The organism is Mucilaginibacter sp. PAMB04168, from assembly GCF_039634365.2.
Classification (GTDB): Bacteria; Bacteroidota; Bacteroidia; order Sphingobacteriales; family Sphingobacteriaceae; genus Mucilaginibacter.
This window is the reverse complement of sequence record NZ_CP155079.2, coordinates 4,702,555-4,724,694: the sequence shown is the minus strand read 5'-3', so window position 1 is coordinate 4,724,694 and position 22,140 is coordinate 4,702,555. Positions and strand designations below refer to the sequence as shown.

At 43.1% G+C, this 22,140-nt stretch carries 18 protein-coding genes; 10 read left to right on the top strand and 8 right to left on the bottom strand.

All coding sequences use genetic code 11. The features are described 5' to 3' along the window. The first annotated feature begins 7 nt into the window (after positions 1–7). The 5 genes from ABDD94_RS19975 (at position 8) to ABDD94_RS19955 (ending at position 5,952) form a co-directional block, all read left to right on the top strand. Positions 8–841 carry a hypothetical protein gene (locus ABDD94_RS19975; RefSeq protein WP_345953709.1) on the top strand — a complete coding sequence of 278 codons (834 nt, stop codon included), beginning with the start codon at positions 8–10 and terminating at the stop codon, positions 839–841. A gap of 4 nt (positions 842–845) precedes the next feature. After that, positions 846–2,201: an acetylxylan esterase gene (locus tag ABDD94_RS19970; protein ID WP_345953708.1), complete on the top strand. Its 1,356-nt coding sequence runs from the start codon at positions 846–848 to the stop codon at positions 2,199–2,201. A 160-nt stretch (positions 2,202–2,361) separates the two neighbouring features. Then, positions 2,362–3,207, top strand: a complete 846-nt coding sequence (locus ABDD94_RS19965) for a hypothetical protein (RefSeq protein ID WP_345953707.1) — start codon at positions 2,362–2,364, stop codon at positions 3,205–3,207. 20 nt (positions 3,208–3,227) lie between these two features. Beyond that, positions 3,228–4,589: an acetylxylan esterase gene (locus tag ABDD94_RS19960; RefSeq protein WP_345953706.1), complete on the top strand. Its 1,362-nt coding sequence runs from the start codon at positions 3,228–3,230 to the stop codon at positions 4,587–4,589. 10 nt (positions 4,590–4,599) lie between these two features. Beyond that, positions 4,600–5,952 (top strand): acetylxylan esterase, encoded by a 1,353-nt coding sequence (locus ABDD94_RS19955; RefSeq protein ID WP_345953705.1) that lies wholly within the window; start codon positions 4,600–4,602, stop codon positions 5,950–5,952. Between the two features lie 222 nt (positions 5,953–6,174). Here the strand turns inward: ABDD94_RS19955 and ABDD94_RS19950 are convergent, their stop codons facing one another. Genes ABDD94_RS19950 through ABDD94_RS19940 form a run of 3 tightly spaced genes read right to left on the bottom strand, consistent with a single transcriptional unit; the run spans position 6,175 to position 7,716 of the window. Beyond that, complete coding sequence (locus tag ABDD94_RS19950; protein ID WP_345953704.1) at positions 6,175–6,642, bottom strand: SRPBCC family protein; 468 nt, start codon at positions 6,640–6,642, stop codon at positions 6,175–6,177. Between the two features lie 18 nt (positions 6,643–6,660). Further along, entirely contained in the window at positions 6,661–7,188 is a 528-nt protein-coding gene (locus tag ABDD94_RS19945) for a TlpA disulfide reductase family protein (protein ID WP_345953703.1), read from the bottom strand. A gap of 54 nt (positions 7,189–7,242) precedes the next feature. Next, entirely contained in the window at positions 7,243–7,716 is a 474-nt protein-coding gene (locus ABDD94_RS19940) for a ribonuclease H-like YkuK family protein (RefSeq protein WP_345950339.1), read from the bottom strand. A 221-nt stretch (positions 7,717–7,937) separates the two neighbouring features. On the opposite strand from ABDD94_RS19940, the gene ABDD94_RS19935 reads away from it, so the two are divergent. The 3 genes from ABDD94_RS19935 to ABDD94_RS19925 all read left to right on the top strand — a co-directional run bounded on the left by ABDD94_RS19935 (position 7,938) and on the right by ABDD94_RS19925 (position 10,663). Further along, positions 7,938–9,800, top strand: coding sequence for an acyltransferase family protein (locus tag ABDD94_RS19935; RefSeq protein ID WP_345953702.1), 1,863 nt, complete (start codon positions 7,938–7,940; stop codon positions 9,798–9,800). 99 nt (positions 9,801–9,899) lie between these two features. Next, positions 9,900–10,472 carry a DUF922 domain-containing protein gene (locus ABDD94_RS19930; protein WP_345953701.1) on the top strand — a complete coding sequence of 191 codons (573 nt, stop codon included), beginning with the start codon at positions 9,900–9,902 and terminating at the stop codon, positions 10,470–10,472. A gap of 29 nt (positions 10,473–10,501) precedes the next feature. After that, a complete protein-coding gene (locus ABDD94_RS19925) occupies positions 10,502–10,663 on the top strand; it encodes a hypothetical protein (RefSeq protein ID WP_345953700.1) in 162 nt (53 codons plus the stop codon). Here ABDD94_RS19925 and ABDD94_RS19920 read toward each other — a convergent pair whose 3' ends face one another. Further along, the gene (locus ABDD94_RS19920) at positions 10,664–11,854 is read right to left on the bottom strand and encodes a GAF domain-containing sensor histidine kinase (RefSeq protein WP_345953699.1); all 1,191 of its coding nucleotides are present in this window, start codon (positions 11,852–11,854) and stop codon (positions 10,664–10,666) included. A 237-nt stretch (positions 11,855–12,091) separates the two neighbouring features. On the opposite strand from ABDD94_RS19920, the gene ABDD94_RS19915 reads away from it, so the two are divergent. Then, positions 12,092–12,910, top strand: a complete 819-nt coding sequence (locus tag ABDD94_RS19915) for an alpha/beta hydrolase (RefSeq protein WP_345953698.1) — start codon at positions 12,092–12,094, stop codon at positions 12,908–12,910. Positions 12,911–13,258: 348 nt separating this feature from the next. Here ABDD94_RS19915 and ettA read toward each other — a convergent pair whose 3' ends face one another. Further along, on the bottom strand, positions 13,259–14,941 hold the full coding sequence (gene ettA / locus ABDD94_RS19910; RefSeq protein WP_345953697.1) for an energy-dependent translational throttle protein EttA: 1,683 nt from the start codon (positions 14,939–14,941) through the stop codon (positions 13,259–13,261). 527 nt (positions 14,942–15,468) lie between these two features. Between ettA and ABDD94_RS19905 the strand changes: the two genes are divergently transcribed. Further along, positions 15,469–18,003: an ATP-dependent Clp protease ATP-binding subunit gene (locus ABDD94_RS19905; protein WP_345953696.1), complete on the top strand. Its 2,535-nt coding sequence runs from the start codon at positions 15,469–15,471 to the stop codon at positions 18,001–18,003. 82 nt (positions 18,004–18,085) lie between these two features. On the opposite strand, the gene ABDD94_RS19900 is transcribed toward ABDD94_RS19905, so the two are convergent. The 3 genes from ABDD94_RS19900 to recN all read right to left on the bottom strand — a co-directional run bounded on the left by ABDD94_RS19900 (position 18,086) and on the right by recN (position 22,115). Continuing rightward, positions 18,086–19,309: a carboxypeptidase-like regulatory domain-containing protein gene (locus tag ABDD94_RS19900; protein ID WP_345953695.1), complete on the bottom strand. Its 1,224-nt coding sequence runs from the start codon at positions 19,307–19,309 to the stop codon at positions 18,086–18,088. Positions 19,310–19,389: 80 nt separating this feature from the next. Next, positions 19,390–20,202, bottom strand: coding sequence for an SDR family oxidoreductase (locus ABDD94_RS19895; protein WP_345953694.1), 813 nt, complete (start codon positions 20,200–20,202; stop codon positions 19,390–19,392). A gap of 251 nt (positions 20,203–20,453) precedes the next feature. Next, positions 20,454–22,115, bottom strand: coding sequence for a DNA repair protein RecN (gene recN, locus ABDD94_RS19890; protein WP_345953693.1), 1,662 nt, complete (start codon positions 22,113–22,115; stop codon positions 20,454–20,456). Positions 22,116–22,140 lie beyond the last annotated feature (25 nt).

The window sequence follows — 22,140 nt, the reverse complement described above, 5'->3', positions numbered from 1 at the left end:
CTGATAGATGAAGAAATTTTACTTGCTGAGCTTTTTTATGCTACTACTGCTTACCGGCGCAACGCGTGTTTTTGCGGGCTGGCCTATAGGTAAGTACAGGCATGTTTTCACCCCGTCGTTTACCTATTACAGTTCTAAAAACTATTGGAATAAGCAAGGTAATAAGGTGAACACGCCGTCAGGTACCGGCTTTAATGCGGTTACTGTAGGTTTGTATGGTGGTATAGGCATTAGCCGCCGGGCCGATGTGCTGGTTAGTGTAAACTACGCCATGCAAAGCAGCAAATTTGGCGGTGTAACCCAGGCTACCCCAAGTGGTTTAGGCGACGCCAGTATTGCCCTGAGTTACAACTTGGCGGCATTCAAATACAAAAGATTTTTATCAGTTCAAGGCACGGTGATAGCGCCGCTTTATACGGTATCAAGCGTTGGGAATACATTGGGTTACGGCGTTTTAGGTGCCGAAGGTAAGATGATGTACAGCGGGGTACTTTCGGGCAATGCCTACTTTAACCTCGAAGGTGGTTACCGCCGGTACTTTGATAAAAAAGGGCCCAACCAGATTGTTTATACGGCCACCATAGGTACCGCGCTTGATGACCGCAAAAAGAACCAGCTTACGTTTGATGTGGGCGGCGTTAATTCATTTAGCAGTAACGGGAACCTGATTAGTGTAAATCCCAATTTGGTTTATGACGGCTATTACGTAAAGGGCTCCTTAAGCTATGGTCATAAGTTCACTAATAAATTATCTGTTTTTGGCAGCGCTTTCTATACTGTTATAGGGCGCAATGCTCCGCAAGGTTATGGTGGGGCCGTGTTTGCCGTATTTAAGTTTTAATTACATGCAGAGGATAATTAACCGTAAAAGGAATAACATGCTGAGGATGGTAATAGGGATAAGTTGCCTGTTTGCGCTGTTAAGCACAATGCAGGTACATGCGCAGGACGATGATCCCAAAGGTGAGATATTTATTGATGCTAAGCCTGGTAACAAAAATGCGGTATTTACTGATGGCAGCAGCATAACCTGGAAGCTGAAAGTAAAAAGTACTTACAAGGTAAAACAAGAGGGTAAGCTTAGTTACGATCTTTTAACTGACGATTGGAAGAAGGTATGGTCGGGCTCAACTAATGTGCGTTTAGGAAAAAATAGCTCGAGCACTTACAGCGTGCGCATACCTAAGCAAGGCGCCGGCATTTACCGGGTACATTTCAATTTTAACCTAAGCTATTATGATGATACCGTTCGGCGTGTAGTAGCGGTAGATCCTGAAAAGATTACAACTGAGTTGCATAAGCCCGAAGACTTTGCCGAGTTCTGGAGCAAATCAAAAGATCAACTGGCTAAAATTAATCCTGACTACAAGATATCGGAAGTGCAATCTAAAAACCCTGATGTACGGGTTTATAAGGTGGAAATGCGTTCGTGGAATAATGTGAAGATACGCGGCTGGCTTACGGTGCCTACGCAGGGCCGCAACTGGCCGGTTATTTACAAACTGCCCGGCTATAATATACCTATGCGGCCCGAAACTGATAAGCCGGACTTTGCCGTATTTTCTATAGATGTACGCGGAAACGGTATGAGCCGCGATGTTGTGGCGCCTGAATCTGACAGGTATAACATTACCAATATAGAGAATAAGGACCTGTACATTTACCATGGCGTATATATGGACTGCTTGCGTGGTCTGGACTTTATTATGAGCCACGGCAATTTGAGCCTTAACACTAACCGGGTAGCCGTGTTGGGTGGTAGCCAAGGCGCTACGTTGGCAATTGTAGTAGCTGCACTAGATAAGCGGGTAACCGCCTGTACTTTTGAGTTGCCCTTGTATGCCGACATGCATGATGCTTATACCATTGGTACCTCATTCCCTAAAACTACCTGGCCTGTTAACCGCTTTCAGGATTATGTGAAACTGCACCGTGGCTTTTCGTCGGCCCGGTTTCTGTCGCTTTGGGATTATTATGATCCGCAAAATTTCATCGGCCTGGTAAGCTGCCCGGTATTAATGGGCGTTGGTTTGCTGGATGAATACTGCCCGCCGCGTTGCAGCTTTGGTATGTATAATAAAATTGCTAACAATGTACAAAAAGAGTATCGCGTAGCGCCCGATAAGGCGCACGAAATGAACTTTGATTATTTTATGTTTCAGTTGCTGTGGCTTAAGGAGTCATTGCGGGCTCCTAATTAATCAGCAGTTATTGCTTTGATAACTGAGTTGCTGTGTAAGCGCTGTTAGTTAACTGATTTTAGCCAGTTAACTACAAGCCTACATAAGCAAACAATGTGATTTAAGTTTACGTAAAAATGTTTCGTCTGGCTGTGTCTGACTTTTAATAATAGGTTAATACATGTTTATATCGCTACCCCAATATTACTTGCCAAAAAAGTTTATCATGCTGTTTAGTATGGGTATACTGGTTCTAACTTTATTTCATCAAAACGCTTATGCCGGCGGTTGGCCTGTGCGTAAGGGCAAACTGCTTACCTCTTTATCGGTAAGTTATTTCAGGGCCAGCAACCGGTGGGACTCAACAGGTAAGTTGAGCAGCTATCCCGGCGGTGGCTATTTTGCCTCGCAAAGCATAGCGCTTTATGCCGAGTATGGTATATCACGCCGGTGGACGGGCATTGCAGCTGTGCCTTATGTGCTTAACCAAGTAAAGCAAGGCACGGTTCCAAAAATATCAGTTTATGGCTTTGGCGATGCTGAGTTGGGTTTGCGGTATTACTTAACCAATATTGAATTCAAGTATTACATAGCTTTACAAGGCACGGCTATTGTTCCACTTTACAAAGGCTCATCATTAGGCTTGGGCGCGCCCGGTACCGATCTGTCGGCGGTAATGTCGGGTAGCGGCAAAAACTTTTACTTTACCCTACAGGCAGGTGGCAGAGCTTACTTTTCAAACTCGGGGCCTCAACAGTTCAGGTACACGGGTACCATAGGGTACAACCTGGATACGCATAACCAGTTCAGTTTTGGCCTCTCGGGTGTTATGTCTCAAAGTACCAATAAGCAGTTTTCGCTTAACATCGTACAAAACAGGGATTTCTCCTATCATCAGGCCTCGTTAAGTTATGGTTACCTGGTAAACCGCGATCTGTCTTTTTTTGCTACCGTTAACCAGTTTTTGATTGGCCGCAATACAGGTATGGGAACTAATATTGGTTTATCCGTTTCGCGCCGATTTTAACAGCTACTACTCTCTATAACATGTTCAATACAATTAAAATAAGTTTAGCCAGGTGGGTTTCGTTAGGAGCGCTATTACTTATTTGCAGTGTATCGGTCTCAAAACCCATAAAGGGGAGGCTGGCTATTAAAGCCGCACCGATTAGCATTACCATTGATGAAGAGGAGGTAACATGGGATGCCAAACCTTCAAAAAAAGAAGCTATTTATGGTGCAAATGAGCGGATAGTTTACAACGTTGAAGTTAAGAATGGCCTGAAAGAGAACCAGGAGGGTACGCTGAGCTGCCTCATATCAACCTTTGATGATAAGGAGGTCGGCCGAAGTTCTATCAACGTAAACATTGGTAAAAAAAGCACGAAGCGGTTCGATCTGAAACTGCCCGGTCAGGAAGCCGGCTTTTACAAGGTTAACGTAATGATTAATGTTACCGAGTATGATGATACCATACGCCGGGTTGTTGGTATTGATCCAAAGCAGATTAAATCGGGCCACGCCAAACCTGCCGATTTTGATGCCTTTTGGGAATCCACAAAACAGGAGCTTGCCAAAGTTGCGCCGCATTTTAAAATGACCGAGCAGCCCAACCTGGAAAAAGACAACACCAGCGTATACCTTATTGAAGGCAAATCGTTAGGGAATATCACCGTAAGAGGCTGGCTTACCATCAAAAAGAACCGTAAGCCTAACGAGAAATTTCCGGTATGGTTGGTGGTGCCTGGCTATGGTGGTGTGGGTGTAAAACCCATATTTGGTTCAACCGAACTGGCCGTATTGTCATTCAACGTACGCGGGCAGGGCAACAGCAGCGATGTAGTGCGCACCACCAAAGTAGGTTACCTGACTACTGATATTGAAAGCCGTAACCGCTACGTATATCGGGGCGCCATAATGGATTGCATACGCGCCATGGATTTTGTTTGCTCGCGCCCGGAGTTGGACTCCAACAACGTAATTATATCCGGCGGTAGCATGGGGGGCTATTTAGCTATTGCAGCTGCCAGCCTGGATAGCCGCATTAAACTATGCTCAGCCAATAACCCTGTTTTTTGCGATTATCGTGCACTGGCCGGTAACAAAGACTGGCCCATGAGCGATTTTGTGAAGTACAGCAAGGCACACCGCCTGCCTATGGAAAAAATATTTGCCACGCTTGATTACTTCGATCTCAAAAACTTCTCGTACAATCTAAAGTGTCAATCGCTCATTGGTATTAGTTTGCTGGATAACCTGGCGCCGCCCGCTAATGAATACGCCATGTTGAACAATATTGAATCGAAAAAGTATAAGCTGTTTGTTTACCCCGAACTGGCACATGAGGTGCCGCCATCGCTTTTTACTTATTTAAGCAATTGGATGATGGACCAGTTTGGAATTTTTTAGTCTTATTTTGATGTTACACGCTATTAAAACACTTGTTGGTAAAGGTTTGCTAGCATGCCTGCTGTTGCTGTTATGTAGCACATCGTTTGTTTGTGCATCTATAATTAATCCATACAGCGGCAGTGTTGCCTTACGCGATGCCGAAGAAGTGGTTTGGGAAGCCAAACCCTCAAAAAAAGATGCGCTATACCAAAGCAATGAGCGTATTATATACAAGGTTGATGTGAAGAACGGTTTAAAGGAAGACCAAAAAGGCACTTTGAGCTATCTTATTTTATCATCGGGCAACAAAGAAATTAGCCGCAGCTCCATCAGTGTAAATATTGGTAAAAAGAGTAGTGCTAAATATAATCTAAGTCTTCCAACACAATCGGCCGGGTTTTATAAGGTCAATATTATGCTCAATGTGACCGATTATGATGATACCATACGCCGTGTAATTGGCATTAACCCGCAGCAAATAAGATCGGAAAGCAGCAAGCCGGCCGATTTTGATGAATTTTGGAACACCGCTAAAAATGACCTGGCTAAAATAGCGCCTAACTTTAAAGTTACTGCCCAGCCCGATTCCGACAAAAAGAATACTAATGTGTTTTTGGTAGAAGCCAAATCATACGGCAACATTACGGTTAGGGGATGGCTTACGCTGCCTAAGGACCGGAAACCTAAAGAAAAGTTCCCGGTTTGGGTGATATTGCCAGGCTATGGCGGCGAAGGGGTAAAGCCTATTTACGGCTCTCCGCAAATGGCGGTATTTTCGTTCAACGTACGTGGTCATGGTAACAGCCGCGATGTGGTGCATACCACTACCGAAGCTTACGTAACTACCGATGTAGAGAACCGGAACAAATATGTGTTTAAAGGAGCTATACTGGATTGCATCAGGGCTATCGATTTTATCAGTTCGCGAAAGGATCTGGATTCGAGTCAGATTATTGTATCGGGCGCCAGTATGGGCGGATACCTTTCTATAGCGCTGGCCAGTTTAGATAAGCGGGTTAAGCTATGCTCATCAAACAATCCGGTGTTCTGTGATTACAGGGGGCTCGTGGGCAGCAAAGAGTGGCCTATGAAAAGCTTTGTGGATTATGGCCGTAAACGAAGAATTGCGCTAAATACGATATTATATAACCTCGATTATTACGATCTCAAAAATTTTTCGGACCAGCTTAAATGCCCCTCGCTTATCGGTATTAGTTTGCTTGATAATCTGGCGCCGCCAACCAACGAGTATGCCATGATCAACAACATTACCAAGGCTAAGTACAAGCTATTCGTATTCCCTGAACTGGCTCACGAAGTGCCACCATCCATTTACAGTTATTTAAGTAATTGGATGATGGACGAATTTGGAATGTTTTAGAAAGCCTCTCAACCCAGGTAGGAGGGCTTCGAAAATAATCTCCTGGCCAACCATACTGTCGTTCCGAGTGCTAACGAGAAATCTCTTTAAAGCGATTTCCTAACCAGTTCGACAAGAGTTCTCCCTATCGTTTGGTATGACATTGTTTTTTTATGAAAAATGCATAGAAACGAGTCAATGCGCAATTGTACTTCAGCATTCCTCATTCAGTAATAACAGGAGTTAGGAGTGGCCAAACATCTTTTCAATCGCTTTCTCTCGGTACCTGAAAATCTGTTCAATTTTATTTTTCACCAGCAATTTATTGGCAAATATACCGGCTGGGCCGTAACCAATGGCGTAATTCAAAATATCTGTCATTAATACGCCGCCTGGTACTTCTTTAAAATGGTGCTGATGGTGCCATAAAGCATATGGGCCAAAGCGTTGCTCGTCTACAAAATATACTTTATCCTGCACGTGGGTAATCTCCGTCATCCAGTTAAGTTTGATACCCAATACGGGCGATACCTTGTAAGTGATAATCATGCCGGGATACATTTTAGTGTCTGCAGTATACGGTGAGGTTACAGTGAATTTCATGTCGGCCGGGGTGATCTTTTGCAAATTAAGCGGCGACGAGAAAAAGTCCCAGGCCTCATCCAAACTGATGGGCATAAATTGCTCCCAGCGTCGTTCGTAGGTTTTCATACTTAACTAACGGTTTTGTCAGGGCTGCGGTTTTTTTAATCGCGCGTCTAACAAGGCCAGCAGTTTATTAAACTCCTGCTCACTGTACCCGGTTGACTGGTAAATGATCTTACCTTCTTCATCCAATATTACATTACGCGGTATGGATTGCTTGGCAAAAAGGCCGAACACCTTTCTGCCTTCATCGGGCAAAATGTTAAACGTATAATTATTGGCGGTCTTAAAAGGCAATACCTTATCCCAGCCTTCTTCGCGGCCAAATACCATCAACGCAAATTTTGGGTTGTCTTTGTATTTATCCCAAATTTCCTTTTGCACGCGGGGCAGCTCCATGCGGCAAGGCGGGCACCAGGTAGCAAAAAAGTTAAGCATTACTATTTTGCCTTTGTAGCTATCAATAGAGGCTGTTTTTTGCTTTTCTGCGTTAAACTCAAACACTGGGGACTGCTGGCCCACCTTGGTAAGCGTTGCGGCGTCATCATCAGTTTGCGCATTCACGCCTGTCGCGCCTAATACGAGGGCAGCAATAACTAAGAATTTTTTCATGCAAAGTGCTTTTACGCAATTTAGGTAAACGCAATGCCATATACAAACGGTAACTTAATGTACCATTTTATTGGCACAATACGAGCTTGCAAAAGCTTCGGGCTTAGCTTTAAACACAAAGCCCATGCTTAAAATATAGCCCATGGCCTCATGCAGTGCCTGGTTCGATTTAAACATGGGGTTGGTATTTATATCGGCATGTACTTCTAGGTCTACCTCATATAAATCGAGCAGATCGCAAAGCTTGTAGGCAATGTCTATCGATTTTTGAACCTCGCTCAACATACGTTCCTTAATGCTCATTTTTTTGGAGGTGCGCTCCTGGTGTATAAACATAAAGCCGCCGCGTTGCTCACGTAAAAAAACAATTACGGTTGCAAAATCGGTAACAAGGCCTTTCACCTGCGAGTCGGTACCAATGCACACTTTAAGTTTGTTGCCCAGTGCGTTTTCGCGCTCAATGGCATGCTCAACTTCTTCTAAGATGGGGGTTTGCAGTATTTCACCGCTAAATTTTCTCCAGGTCATATATTTAATGGTTAATTTTTGATGACCTTAATTAGGTCTATAAAAATAAGCGATACTTATTTATATAAACGTTACGCCCGAGTGATTTATTTGTTAACAATGTGTTGGTTGTCAACATCTTATTTGAAGTTTCATATCAGCGATGCGTCGGCAATAGTGCTTTGGCAGATTAATCGTATATTTACGATTGCTTGCTTGCTCCCAAAGTATAGCGCTATATAATGAAATTCAGATACGATATTAATGCCCTTAGGGCAATAGCTGTTATAGGTGTTATACTTTTTCATTTCAAGGTACCTCAGTTTGGAGGAGGTTTCTCCGGAGTAGATGTCTTCTTCGTTATTTCGGGTTATTTAATGAGCCGTATAGTTATTACCGATTTAGAAAGGGGAACATTCTCTTTTGGTGAGTTTTATAACAAAAGGCTGAAGCGAATTGTGCCTGCACTGCTCAGTTTAATTCTGGTACTAACGCTCTTGTGTTTCTTCTTCTACTTTCCTGAAGATTACCAGACGTTTCAAAAAAATGCTGTCTCCAGTATTCTGTTCCTTTCCAATATCTGGTTCTGGAAGCATTCTGGTTATTTCAATCCATCTTCTGAGACCAATATGTTGTTGCATACCTGGTCGTTATCGGTTGAGTGGCAATTTTACTTGTTGTACCCAATAGCTTTGTTTATCCTTTATAAAGTACTGAAGACTAAAAACAGGGTTTTTACAGTTATTGGGCTTGCCACCGTGGCTGGCTTTATAGGTGGTGAAAAGTATACTCAAATTAATAATAATGCTTCTTTTTACCTGTTGCCCAGCCGGGCCTGGGAGATGCTTGCTGGCGGTTTAGCATTTTTTATCGAACCTTTTGTGCAGCGGTTTAAGTGGAAGAATATTGTTGCCGTAATATGTTATACTGCTATTTTGGTTTGCTTTAATCAACTCGATACTAAGTTGCCCTGGCCCGGAAAGATGACGGCCTTGCCAGTTACACTCACCTTTTTAGTGCTTATTTGTAACTACAACGATTTCTTTCTGATCAAGAGCCGGGTAGTGCAATTTTTGGGAACTATATCCTACTCTTTGTATTTATGGCACTGGCCGGTATACGTTATAGCCGCATACTGGGGCATAAAGCATAGTGCGGTAACGGTTGCTGTTTCAATAGCTGTAGCGGTTGCATTAGCCTACATATCTAACCGGTACATCGAAGCCAGGAAGCATGACAATAGCAAGCCAATTTGGATTGTGGCCGGCGGTGCCTTGGTAATTACCTGCTGCCTAGCATATCTTCCGGTAAATAAGATTTTATTTAAACCTGAGGCGCTTAAGGTAACAGAGCTGATAAGCTCAACAGGTAAGGCGCGCGACAAGCAATTTAGTGATGGCTGTTGCTTTGTTAATTTAGGTGTGAAACAACCTGGTGATAAAAAACTTAACGAGGATAGCTGTTTGGCTTTTTCAAACACCAAAAAAAATATACTGTTAATTGGCGATAGTCATGCCGCCCAATACTCGCAGTCGCTTAAGGAAAAGCTGGCACCGCACAACGTTAATATACTGCAGGCGTCAGCAACAGCATGCCTCCCCTTACTGCAAAAAAACGGGGCGGCAAAGTGTTTTGAGATCATTAATTACATCTACCACGATTACCTGATCAAGAACAAGGATAAAATTGATGGTGTAATTATTAGTGCGAATTGGATCAATACACCAGACGGTAATTTAGCAGCCCTGGAACAAAACCTGGAAAATACGCTGGCCTACCTTAAAAAGTATAATATAAGGGTGGTTATACTTGGTCAAAACGAAACCTACACTATACCTTACCCTGTGGTTGCAGCCAGGGAGTTACAGTATAATATGGTTTTATGGAATAATTACAACGCTGAGCCGGCCTACAACACTAACCAGTTTTTAAAACAGCATTTTGGCAGCAATTACGTCGACTTATATAACGCAAAGCCCTTGCCGCTATCTAAGTTTGGCGACCCTTATATGTTCGATGAAAATCACTTTACCAAATACGGCGCTGATTTAATGCTCGGTAAAATACTGGCTAACCCAGTAATGAAAAGATTTTTGAATTTGTAGGCTTATATCTTTTGTTATATCTTAACACAAGCGCTTACTTCCGAAAAATAAAGGCGACCCGTTTAAAACCTAAACGGGCATTTTGCTTTTACATACCTAATGCAATTGCTAAGATACCTTTTATATAGTGTGACATTGTTAAGCCCCGTGCTGTGCCGGGCCCAAACCCCAGCCTGCGACAGTATTGTATGGCGAGCCGACAAAAAACTGACCTGGGACGATTTTAAGGCAGTACCCAATGCAAATGATCTGGCTGCTGCACGAACACGATCTAATTTTGTACGCGAGTGGCGGGTAAGCAAAAATGAGCTGAAAACTAAAATGATCTGCTTTTTTAGCCCGTGCCTCTCATGGAGTAAGAACAAAGCATCCGAAAGATTACTGCGTCATGAGCAAGGGCATTTTGATATTACTGAATTGTACAAGCGGCTTTATTATAAACGCATAGTCGAAGCTACATATACGCCTGCTACCCTGCAGGCTGTGGTAACTATTATTTACCGTAACATTACGCAGGAATGTGGTAACTTTCAGGATGCCTACGACCGGGAAACCAACCATAGCTTAAAAGAGGACAAACAAAGCGAATGGGAACAGAAAATTGGAGCACTGCTTAAAAATTTAGAAGCTTACGACCGGGAGGAAGTAAGTGTTTCGCTGGTTAGAAGGTAAGCTGGTTTATAAATTAAATATGTGAAAATATGATGACGTTACTGAAACGCAGCCATGTAGTGATGGCTCTTCTGATAGTTATCCTGACTATGAACGGCTGTTTTTTATTTCAGGATAAACAGGGGAGGCGTACCGATCGGGGTGCGCGTTTTCCACATGATCAGGAACCAGGCAGTAAGAAGCAAAGGTAATCAGGTATTGCTTATAGGCATTCGTAAGGTAAAGCAGGTTTCATCCGGCGATGATTTGGCTGTTAAAGTGCCGTTATGTGCTTTGGCAATTTCGGAGGCTATGTATAAACCCAGCCCCAGTCCTTGTTGCCCGGGTTTAACTTCACCCCTTTCAAACGGCTGAAATAGTCTTTTCATGGCAGCATCGGGTATGGGTTTGCCATGGTTATGCACCGATAGTATGACATCTTTACCATTTTGTATGGCTTGCACCTTAACCGGCGCATCGGGTTGCCCATGGGTAAGTGCATTTGCCAAAAGATTCGAAAATAACTGCGCTATGCGGCCGCCATCACAAGTAACCGGTTCGGTCATTTTAAAATCGGTTTCAATAATACGATCAGGCCAAACCAATTGCAACTCCGTAATTACCTGGTTTAGCAGGCTTGTAAAATTTTGGTACTCGAGTAAATTTAAGCTGATACCCTCGCCAAGCCTGCCACGGGCAAAATCAAGAATATTATCAATTAAAACTTTGATCCGGAAGCTGGAGTCTTGCACAATTTTGGCCAGGCGCATTATCCGATCCTCCAGGGGCATACGTAGCAGCATTTGTGCAACAGTGCTTATGGCGCCAATAGGATTGCGTAAATCATGACCCAATATGGCAATAAACTGATCCCGAAGCTCGGCTGTTTCGCGCTCTTCGGCTAAGTTAGCCTGGGCGCTTGCCAATTCCTCTACACTTTGCAAGTGAAAGGCAATCAGTTCGGCAAAAAGGTCAAACATCTTGCGCATTTCGGGCGTGTTCAACTTGGCTGGCTTAGGGTCAATAGCGCACAGGGTGCCAAAAAAGCTGCCGTCTTTAAGCGTAATAGGTACCGAAATGTAGCTTTGAAAGCCATACATGGCGGGCGTATGGTGGTCGGCGTAATGGGTATCAGTTAGTACATGATCAATAATAACAGGTTGCTGGTGCTGCCTTATCTCATGGCAAATAGTAGTTTCTACTTTTAATTCTCCGCCAGGCTGCAGCCCAAACGATATATTGTCTTTTACGGCACAAGCCACCCACCTATCTTCGGTTACGCGCGCCACTGCGGCAAAGCCCATACCCGTGGTACGGCAGATTACGTCTAAAATAGACGGCACAGCCGATATACGACTTAACGTTTCGATATCAGCTTCGATATTAGTAATGCGAGTATTCAAAGGTTATGGCAGGCGTGATTTACTAGCCAAGATACATCTATTTCTGAAAAAACAAATTTCCTATTAATTAAATAGCGTATCTGTTACAAATACTATTCTTTGGTATGAAGTTGTACTTGGATATACATTTTCAAAATCAGCAAGTTTAATGATAAAGACCTTAATTTAGGAATATGGCGGTTGTTATAATGTGCAGCGGCAACCTGCCTGTATTGAAATATTTTTTACATTGCCTAAATGAAAGAGATAGTCGTTCTACTGTTGCTGGTGAGTAAAGTGGCGCTGGCGGAACCGGTATACATAACGCAGAAGAATATAGCTTACTATGCTGATACCACTGGTGACGCCTACCGGGCCTCACAATGCCGGTTGGACTTATATTACCCTAAAGGGGTGAAAAATTTTGCTACCGTACTATGGTTTCATGGCGGCGGTATTACTGGTGGCAGTAAAGAGATACCTAAGGCGCTGACGGAAAAAGGTTTTGCTGTAATTGGAGTGGGGTACCGCTTATCGCCCAACGTAAAAGCACCTGCTTATATTGAAGATGCTGCTGCTGCTATAGCTTGGGCGTTTCAGCACATCGAACAATATGGCGGCAGTAACCGGCTAATGTTTGTATCGGGCCATTCGGCGGGTGGTTACCTGGGTATGATGGTCACGTTAGATAAAAAATACTTACAAAAATATAACATTGATGCCAACCGCATTGCAGCGCTTATTCCCTTTAGTGGACAGGCCATTACGCATTTTACTATAAGGCAGGAGCGCGGCATACAAGATACCCAGCCCGTTATTGATGAGTATGCTCCGCTTTACCACGTACGCCTCGATGCCCCGCCCATGCTGCTCATTACCGGGGATCGCGAATTGGAGCTACTGGGCCGCTACGAAGAAAATGCCTATTTGGCACGTATGATGAAATATGTTGGTCATAAGCAAACCCATCTGTTCGAACTGCAGGGTTTCGATCATGTGGGCATGGCCGAACCGGCTTTCCCATTGCTGGTTAGACTAATACAGGGAAGAACTAAGGAAATTACGGAAAAGAAGTAATTGGCTAGTTGTGGAAGGCACCGCATTCTATCCAACACCAGGCGCATATCGGTCTTAACAAGCCTTTTATCTCAAACGCATACTGGAAATTCTTTCAGGGTGAACCAGCCGGTTAAGAAGGTCTCTCTGATAGGCAAGATTACGAACAATAGCTATTTTTTCCAGAATGCCAAGTATTACGGATTTGCAATTAATATACAGCACATTAACGCGCTGCTTTAGCTCCATGCTAAAAGGCGCAATGCGCTTACCGCTCTCCAGACTAATGTTACCATCTCAAGAACAAAACCCCGATCACTCTTCTGTGTACCGGGGCGTTGTTCTTCAGTCTAGCTCTTGTCTTTAATTTTATCCTACCAGTTTTTTATACTTAATGCGTTTTGGTGCTACATCGCCCAGGCGCTTTTTGCGATTTTCTTCATACTCACTGTAGTTGCCTTCAAAGAAGTATACCTGCGAGTCGCCTTCAAATGCCAGGATGTGGGTACAAACGCGATCCAGAAACCAACGGTCGTGACTGATGATTACTGCGCAGCCGCCAAAGTTATCCAGTGCTTCTTCCAGTGCGCGGAGTGTGTTAACGTCAATATCATTGGTAGGCTCATCCAACAATAGCACGTTTGAGCCTTTTTTCAGCGTAATAGCCAAATGCACCCGGTTGCGCTCACCGCCCGATAGCACTTCGATCTTCTTCTGCTGGTCGCCACCATTAAAGTTAAACTTAGATACATAAGCACGGGAGTTAATGGGTTTATTACCCAGCAGGATGGTTTCCTGCCCATCGGTAATGTTTTCCCAAACCGATTTATCGGCTTTTAAGTCATCATGCATCTGGTCAACGTAACCCAGTTTAACCGTTTCGCCTACGCGGAAATCGCCTGCATCAGGTTGTTCCTGCCCGGTTATTAAACGAAACAGCGTAGTTTTACCGGCACCGTTAGGGCCAATAATACCCACAATGCCAGCCGGTGGCAGCGAGAAGCTTAGGTTTTCGAACAGTACACGGTCGCCGTAAGCTTTAGTTACGTTATTTACCTCAATTACCACATTGCCTAACCGCGGGCCTGGTGGAATAAAGAGTTCTAGTTTGTCTTCGCGCTCCTTGGTTTCCTCAGATGCCAGTTTTTCATAATTGGCAATACGGGCCTTACCTTTGGCATGGCGGGCTTTGGGTGCCATACGTACCCATTCCAACTCACGCTCCAGCGTTTTTTGGCGCTTGCTCTCAGTTTTTTCCTCTTGTGCCAAACGCTTGGCTTTCTGATCTAACCAGCTTGAGTAGTTACCCTTCCAAGGGATGCCCTCGCCACGATCCAGTTCTAAAATCCATCCTGCAACATTGTCCAGGAAATAACGGTCGTGCGTTACGGCTATAACAGTTCCTTTATATTGTTTCAGGTGTTGCTCTAGCCAATCAATACTCTCGGCATCCAGGTGGTTGGTAGGCTCATCCAGTAAAAGCACATCCGGCTCCTGCAACAGCAGGCGGCACATAGCCACCCGGCGGCGCTCACCACCCGATAATACACCAATCTTAGTTTCAGGATCGGGGCAGCGTAGAGCGTCCATAGCACGTTCCAGCTTAGTGTCCAACTCCCATGCGTTCACCGCATCAATTTTATCCTGCAGTTCGCCTTGGCGTGCCATCAGCTTATCCATGGCGTCGGCATCTTCATAGTATTCCGGTAAGCCAAATTTCTCGTTGATGTCTTCGTATTCCTTAAGGATGGAAGTAATCTCGGCTACACCTTCCTCCACAACTTCGCGCACGGTTTTCTCAGGATCTAACTGCGGTTCCTGAGCCAGGTAACCCACCGAGTATCCGGGTGAGAAAACTACTTCCCCCTGAATAGATTTGTCGAGACCGGCAATAATTTTAAGCAGGGATGATTTTCCCGAACCGTTCAAACCGATAACGCCAATCTTAGCGCCGTAAAAGAAGGACAGGTATATATTTTTAAGTACTTGTTTTTGTGGCGGGTAAATTTTGCTTACACCAGCCATTGAGAATATTATTTTTTCGTCGGCCATTTCATTTCTGTAATTGGAATTCAAATATGATGCAAAATGCTGGGATTACAAAAAGAGACAGTAGCTTAAAATTCTGAATCGTCTTGTTTACAATTACAGGCACACTGCCATAAATTACATGCACCTACAGTTTAAAAAATGTATGTAACTTAAGTTAAAGTAGCACCGTACATATGGAAATAAATGGTTGTGTTCTGTGTCTTAATGTCGTGCTTGCTGACGAAATAGCATGTTACCGATACGTTTACCCGGGCCGAAAAAATTAATTGTTAAACTTTAATAATTAATTTAAATCAAATACTACATTGCAAATGTAATTTATAGTAGATTACACGTTATAACAGCTGTTAAATTTGGATTTAGCATATATAGTTTGACTAAACGGGTACAGATTACATTTATTTAACAATTTGAATGCGCCGACTGGTAATGTTGGCAATATTGTTGATAACATTATATTACTTCCGCATGCGTACCCTAAAAGATATACATTCGGATGTTCACTCAATAATTTAGAAAGGTACTAAATGGAAGCTAAATTTTCGCCACGTGTTAAAGATGTGATTTCCTATAGCAGGGAAGAGGCACTTCGCCTTGGGCATGACTATATAGGAACGGAACATCTGTTACTCGGACTTATTCGCGACGGTGATGGAATAGCCATAAAATTGCTGAAAGGCTTAAATGTGGATACTGCCAAACTTCGCCGCGCTGTTGAAGATGCTGTAAAGGGTACAACCGGAACCAATGTTCACATTGGTAGCATTCCTTTAACTAAACAAGCAGAGAAAGTGTTAAAAATCACTTATCTGGAAGCAAAAATATTTAAGAGCGATATTATAGGCACTGAGCACTTGCTATTGTCTATTTTGCGCGATGAAGATAACATTGCCTCACAATTGCTTATGCAATTTAACGTGAACTACGAAATCTTTAAAGGTGAAGTAGAATCACATAAGAATGTAACCGATGAAATGCCGGGTTCATCAACCGGTGGCGATGATGATTTTAAAGAAGAAGAATCATTCAGCCAGCCTAAAAAGGTATCAGATATTAAATCTAAAACTCCGGTTTTAGACAATTTTGGCCGCGATTTAACCAAAGCTGCCGAAGAAGGTAAACTGGACCCTATTGTAGGCCGTGAAAAAGAAATTGAGCGGGTTTCACAAATCCTGTCTCGTCGTAAAAAGAACAACCCAATCCTTATTGGTGAACCAGGTGTAGGTAAATCGGCCATTGCCGAAGGTTTGGCCTTGCGCATTGTGCAACGCAAAGTATCACGCGTATTGTTTAACAAGCGGGTGGTTACTTTAGACCTGGCCTCATTGGTTGCCGGTACTAAATACCGCGGCCAGTTTGAGGAGCGTATGAAAGCGGTAATGAACGAGCTTGAAAAATCTCCGGATGTTATCCTTTTCATTGACGAGATCCATACTATTGTAGGTGCTGGTGGCGCATCAGGTTCTTTGGATGCATCGAACATGTTTAAACCGGCCTTGGCTCGCGGAGAGATCCAATGCATCGGCGCTACAACGTTGGATGAATACCGTCAGTACATTGAAAAAGATGGCGCTTTAGACCGTCGTTTCCAAAAGGTAATGGTAGAGCCGGCTTCGCCTGATGAAACCATTGAAATTTTAACACGCATTAAGGATAAGTATGAAGAGCACCACGGGGTGACTTATACACCTGAAGCAATTAATGCCTGTGTTAGCTTAACGGCTAGGTATATTACCGACCGCTTCTTGCCAGACAAAGCAATTGATGCTTTAGATGAATCGGGTTCACGTGTTCACTTAACCAATATTCATGTTCCACAGAACATTTTGGATATTGAACAAAAGATCGAACAAATCAAGGTTGAAAAGAACCGCGTAGTACGCAGCCAGAAGTATGAAGAAGCAGCTAAACTACGCGATACCGAGAAACATTTACTGGAAGAGCTAGAACAAGCAAAATCTGCTTGGGAAGCCGAAACCAAATCTAAGCGTTATACGGTAACCGAAGATAACGTGGCTGAAGTGGTTGCCATGATGACAGGGATACCAGTACAAAAGGTAGGCCAGGCCGACAGCCAAAAGCTGTTGAACATGGGTACCAGCATACAGGGCAAAATTATTGGCCAGGATGATGCTATCAAAAAACTGACCCGGGCTATACAACGTACCCGTGCCGGACTGAAAGATCCTAAAAAACCAATTGGTTCATTTATCTTCTTAGGCCCAACTGGTGTTGGTAAAACCGAGTTAGCCAAAGAACTTGCCCGCTTCATGTTTGATACAGAGGATGCTTTAATCCAGATTGACATGAGCGAGTACATGGAAAAATTTGCCGTGTCACGCTTAGTGGGTGCGCCTCCGGGCTACGTAGGTTACGAAGAAGGCGGACAGTTAACTGAAAAAGTACGTCGTAAACCATATGCAGTAGTGTTGCTGGATGAGATTGAGAAAGCTCACCCTGATGTATTCAACATCCTATTGCAGGTATTGGACGAAGGTCAATTAACTGATTCGTTAGGCCGTAAGGTGGATTTTAGAAATACCATCATCATTATGACCTCTAACATAGGTGCCCGTCAGTTAAAAGATTTTGGACAAGGTGTTGGTTTCAGCACTGCGGCTAAAGTGAACCAGGCTGATGCTCACTCAAGAGGTGTGATTGAGAACGCATTGAAACGTGCTTTCGCTCCTGAGTTCCTGAATCGTATTGATGATGTAATTGTGTTTAACTCTCTAACCAAAGAAAACATTTACAAGATCATTGATATCGAGTTAACTGCATTGTTTGGCCGTATTAACGGATTAGGCTACAAAATTGAGTTGACTGAGAATGCTAAAGAAGTAATAGCCGAGCGTGGTTACGACGAAAACTTTGGTGCCCGTCCGCTAAAACGAGCTATTCAAAAATATCTCGAAGACCCAATTGCAGAAGAAATTCTGAAAGGTGAACTGGCCGAAGGTGATATAATGGAAGTTGACTTCGACAAAGAAGCCAACGAAATTAAAGTAACCGCTAAAAACAGTGGTGAAAGCAAAACACCGGAAGCAGAACAGCAAGGTTAATCCAAAAACAGTTAATCCAAAAACAATTATAACGAAACAGCCGCTTACTAAGCGACTGTTTTTGTTTTTGAGGATTTGAAGGCTAAGGCTTTCCATTTTCTTTTTCCTTCGGGTCATAATCATAGGGCAGGAGTTTAGCTAGTCGGTCGCTTCCCCAATCGCCTTCAAAAACAACTGATGTAGGATTGACTATAATGCCGTTTGTATCAAAAAAGGCATACGGCTCAGAGAAATTCATTAAGCTAGTTGGAAAATCGGGTGCATTGAGCGGCCGCTTGTCATAATTACTATGCCCCTTCTTTTTATTGTATACAATATACAGAACGTCCTGAAAGCCTATAGCAAATATTCCTTTTTGGTCAGTTTTTTTTATTAAACTGTCTACATTCAACTGGGCAGTAACCAGGGTTTCAACTATTTTAGGCATTCGCTTCCTTTCCAGCCAATATTCCAGAGAATCTTTTTTTTGCATAATGATATTATTGCCATGAATGCTTACGGCGGCACTCCTGTATTTTGCAATCTTAGCTTGTATTAAGCTATCAGGTGGACGTTGCAGATTTGGCTTACGAATTAATCGCATGCTTCGAAACCCTTGTTCAATTAGTTGATTACCCAATATTGAGCGTAAATAATGTTGTGAAGAACCCATATAAGCTACGAGCCGGTTCTTGTACCATTTGCGCACTTGGGAAGGCTTCCCTTGCATAGGAATAAACAATACGTTGCCCTGGTAATAAAGGGAACCGGTATAATAATCTTTAATAAAGTTGGTAAGTAAATATTTAAGCTTATAACCAAGCGCTTTATTCTCAACTTCAAGATAATCGTTGGTGGAAGCAGTTAATGTACGTTTAGCCTTATCAAAATTTAAGTCAAGTATCTCCGGGTTCAATATCTTACACTGCAACGCATAATCGCTTGGACCCAGCAATTCGTCTTTAAAAATCCGGTAGTTGTTCTGCCATTCGGGATCTGGCTTAACTACAACTGCGTTTAGTTCAACCGTCTTAGGTGTAAGTTCAATATAAGGTATGTTAAGGGTTTGCTCTACTTTTATGGTTTTGTATAGGGTTTCATAACCAATGGCAGTAATTACCATGTCATACTGACCAGGCTTCACATTACGTAACAGATAACTACCATCGTCTGCTGAGGCAGTGCCAATAGTTGTGTTGCTCAAAAAAACACTTGCCTTTGCAACAGGCTTTTTATCATACAGGTTAATGATGTTTCCCGATATGGTATACTGGGCATGAGCTAATGCAGGCAAGATAAATAACCATATGAGTAAAATGCTTCGCATATTCAAATATAACTAAATGATTAGTTACATCGGGGCAAAAAAAAGCCATAGTTAACTATGGCTTTTTTTATATGAGATATCTATTTATTCATTTGATCGATGATGGCCTGTGTAACACCGGTAAAGGAGAAACCACCATCATGGAAAAGGTTTTGCATTGTTACCATGCGGGTAAGGTCAGAGAACAGGGTGACGCAATAGTCGGCGCACTGGTCGGCAGTGGCATTACCAAGCGGACTCATCTTTTCGGCAAAATCAACAAAGCCATCAAAACCTTTAACGCCCGAACCTGCAGTAGTACGGGTAGGTGATTGTGAAATAGTGTTGATACGGACGTTTTTCTTTACACCATACTGGTAACCAAAGTTGCGGGCAATACTTTCCAGCATTGCTTTGTTATCGGCCATGTCGTTATAATCAGGGAAAACACGTTGAGCAGCAATGTATGATAAAGCGACAACTGATCCCCACTCGCTAATGGCATCCTGTTTCATAGCTACCTGTAATATACGGTGTAAGCTTAAAGCCGAAATATCCATGCCCTTGTGAGTAAACTCATAATTGTTTTCGGTATAATGAATGCCTTTACGAACATTAATGCTCATGCCTATAGAGTGCAATACAAAGTCAATTTTACCGCCAAAGTGCTCTTGCGCCTTCGTAAACAGGTTTTCAATATCGGCAGTAACAGTAACATCAGCCGGAATAACGGGGGCGTTTACCTCTTCGGCCAGTTGGTTAATGGTACCCATGCGCAAGGCAATAGGGGCGTTTGTTAAAACCAGTTCAGCGCCTTCGGCTCTGCAGCGCTGGGCTGTTTTCCAGGCAATTGATTTTTCATCAAGGGCGCCAAAAATGATTCCCTTTTTACCTTGTAATAAATTATAAGCCATGTTGTTTTCGAATTGTTAATCGGGTGGTAAAGGTAGAAATTATTTTAAAGAAATTTATTTAACGATAAATCTCAGTTTATGCTGCCATATGCGTTTGCCAATAGGTATACTACCTAAAGCAGTACGTAATCATTGTACTTAGTTTTTCATCTCAATATTGGTGTTCCCTTCGGGCCGGGCTTTACGCTCATACTGCACAGGCCTTAGTCACTGGCCGGTATCCGCTTCAATCCCTAACACGTGTTTTGTGCCTAACTGTTCAGTAATTCCCTTGCGTTCTGGAGCGCACTTTCGCCCGGCTTGTCGCCGCTTAACATTTTGGCAATCTCTAAAACGCGTTCCTCATCGGTTAGCTGGCGTATTTTCGTATAAGTGGTAGCTGTTTCATTATTTTTATATACAAAATAATGGCTTTGCCCTTTGCTGGCTATTTGCGGCAAGTGTGTAATGGTAATTACCTGCAGGTTGCCGGCTAAACGTTCCATAATAATACCCACCTTATTGGCTACCTCGCCAGATACACCCGTGTCTATCTCATCAAAAATAATGGTTGGTAATGCGGTATATCTTGCAATGATAGATTTTATGCTCAGCATTAACCGCGACAGCTCACCACCTGAAGCCACTTTACTCATTTCGGCCAGGTTATGTCCTTTATTGGCCGTAAATAAAAAGCGTATTTGGTCTGCACCGGTTTTAGTAAGTTCCTGGTTAGTGGTGTAAGTATGCTCAATTTTAAGAAGGGCATTGCCCATACCCATTTCAGCCAGGGTATCCATTACCTGAGTTTCAATATCGGGGAGGGCTTTAATGCGGTTGTCAGATAATTGCTTAGCCAGTTGCTGTAAATCGTCTCTTTGCAATTTTATTTGCTCCTGTAACGATTCAATTTCTTCGTCCCCAAAAAGCACTTGCTGTATCTTGCCCGATAGCTCTTCCTGCAAAGCCAGTAACTCGGCATTGCTACTAACCCGGTGCTTCTTTTGCAAATTGTAAATCAGGCTTAAGCGTGTATTGATCTCATCGGCACGTGCCTCGTTGGTTTGCGTTTGCTGTTCTATCAGCTCAATTTCAGAAGCTATATCTTTCAGCTCAATTAATGAGCTGTTAAGTCGCTCATGCAATTCAGCAATCTGCGGATTAAATTTATTTAGTGATAAGAGCTGCTGTCCGGCTTCTTTTACTTGTAAAGTAACGGCCACTTCGCTGTCCTGCAATAATTGAAGTGCGCCATTCAGTTTGCGTTTTATTTCCTCAGCATTGTTCAGCGTGTAAAGCTCCTGCTCCAATTCTTCCTGCTCATCGGCCGATAGGCCTGCCTTTTCTAATTCATCAAATTGAAACTGAAAATAATCGAGGTCTGTTTTGGCTTTATTATTTTCATCGATCAGCTGTTGAAGCCGGGAGGTTGCTTTTTTGTAAGCCCTGTAGTCAGTTTGATATTGGTTGAGCAGGGGCTGGTGTTTGGCCACGCCGTCCACAACCAGCAACTGAAAGCCCGGATCATTAATTTCGCGGGTAGCCTGTTGCGAGTGAATATCTATCAATTGCTCGCCTAAAAGCTTTAAAGTAGCCAAATTAACCGGTGTGTCATTTACAAACGCACGTGATTTGCCATCGGCCGATATTTCGCGCCTTAAAACTGTTTCAGGTTCGTAATCCAGGTCGTTCTCTTCAAAAAAAGCTTTAAGGTGAAAGTCGGCAATCTTAAAAGTACCTTCAATCACGCACTTCTTTTGCTGATTGAAGAAGTACTTACTCTCGGCACGCTGACCTAAAATAAGTGATAGCGCACCTAATATAATAGATTTACCGGCCCCGGTTTCGCCGGTTATGATATTTAAACTGGCGTCAAAGCCAATTTCCAGGTTATCAATTAAAGCGTAATTATGAATGTTGAGCTGATGCAGCATGTAGAGTTATCCTTGAATACAAAGA

What these genes read in the sequence shown, in the direction of transcription:
- ABDD94_RS19935 (WP_345953702.1), top strand. Translation starts at nt 7,938, where the DNA reads ATGAAATTCAGATACGATATTAATGCCCTTAGGGCAATAGCTGTTATA.
- ABDD94_RS19975 (WP_345953709.1), top strand. Translation starts at nt 8, where the DNA reads ATGAAGAAATTTTACTTGCTGAGCTTTTTTATGCTACTACTGCTTACC.
- ABDD94_RS19905 (WP_345953696.1), top strand. Translation starts at nt 15,469, where the DNA reads ATGGAAGCTAAATTTTCGCCACGTGTTAAAGATGTGATTTCCTATAGC.
- ABDD94_RS19965 (WP_345953707.1), top strand. Translation starts at nt 2,362, where the DNA reads ATGTTTATATCGCTACCCCAATATTACTTGCCAAAAAAGTTTATCATG.
- ABDD94_RS19925 (WP_345953700.1), top strand. Translation starts at nt 10,502, where the DNA reads ATGATGACGTTACTGAAACGCAGCCATGTAGTGATGGCTCTTCTGATA.
- ABDD94_RS19970 (WP_345953708.1), top strand. Translation starts at nt 846, where the DNA reads ATGCAGAGGATAATTAACCGTAAAAGGAATAACATGCTGAGGATGGTA.
- ABDD94_RS19960 (WP_345953706.1), top strand. Translation starts at nt 3,228, where the DNA reads ATGTTCAATACAATTAAAATAAGTTTAGCCAGGTGGGTTTCGTTAGGA.
- ABDD94_RS19950 (WP_345953704.1), bottom strand. Translation starts at nt 6,642, where the DNA reads ATGAAAACCTACGAACGACGCTGGGAGCAATTTATGCCCATCAGTTTG.
- ABDD94_RS19915 (WP_345953698.1), top strand. Translation starts at nt 12,092, where the DNA reads ATGAAAGAGATAGTCGTTCTACTGTTGCTGGTGAGTAAAGTGGCGCTG.
- ABDD94_RS19900 (WP_345953695.1), bottom strand. Translation starts at nt 19,309, where the DNA reads ATGCGAAGCATTTTACTCATATGGTTATTTATCTTGCCTGCATTAGCT.
- ABDD94_RS19955 (WP_345953705.1), top strand. Translation starts at nt 4,600, where the DNA reads ATGTTACACGCTATTAAAACACTTGTTGGTAAAGGTTTGCTAGCATGC.
- ABDD94_RS19940 (WP_345950339.1), bottom strand. Translation starts at nt 7,716, where the DNA reads ATGACCTGGAGAAAATTTAGCGGTGAAATACTGCAAACCCCCATCTTA.
- ABDD94_RS19930 (WP_345953701.1), top strand. Translation starts at nt 9,900, where the DNA reads ATGCAATTGCTAAGATACCTTTTATATAGTGTGACATTGTTAAGCCCC.
- recN (WP_345953693.1), bottom strand. Translation starts at nt 22,115, where the DNA reads ATGCTGCATCAGCTCAACATTCATAATTACGCTTTAATTGATAACCTG.
- ABDD94_RS19895 (WP_345953694.1), bottom strand. Translation starts at nt 20,202, where the DNA reads ATGGCTTATAATTTATTACAAGGTAAAAAGGGAATCATTTTTGGCGCC.
- ABDD94_RS19945 (WP_345953703.1), bottom strand. Translation starts at nt 7,188, where the DNA reads ATGAAAAAATTCTTAGTTATTGCTGCCCTCGTATTAGGCGCGACAGGC.
- ettA (WP_345953697.1), bottom strand. Translation starts at nt 14,941, where the DNA reads ATGGCCGACGAAAAAATAATATTCTCAATGGCTGGTGTAAGCAAAATT.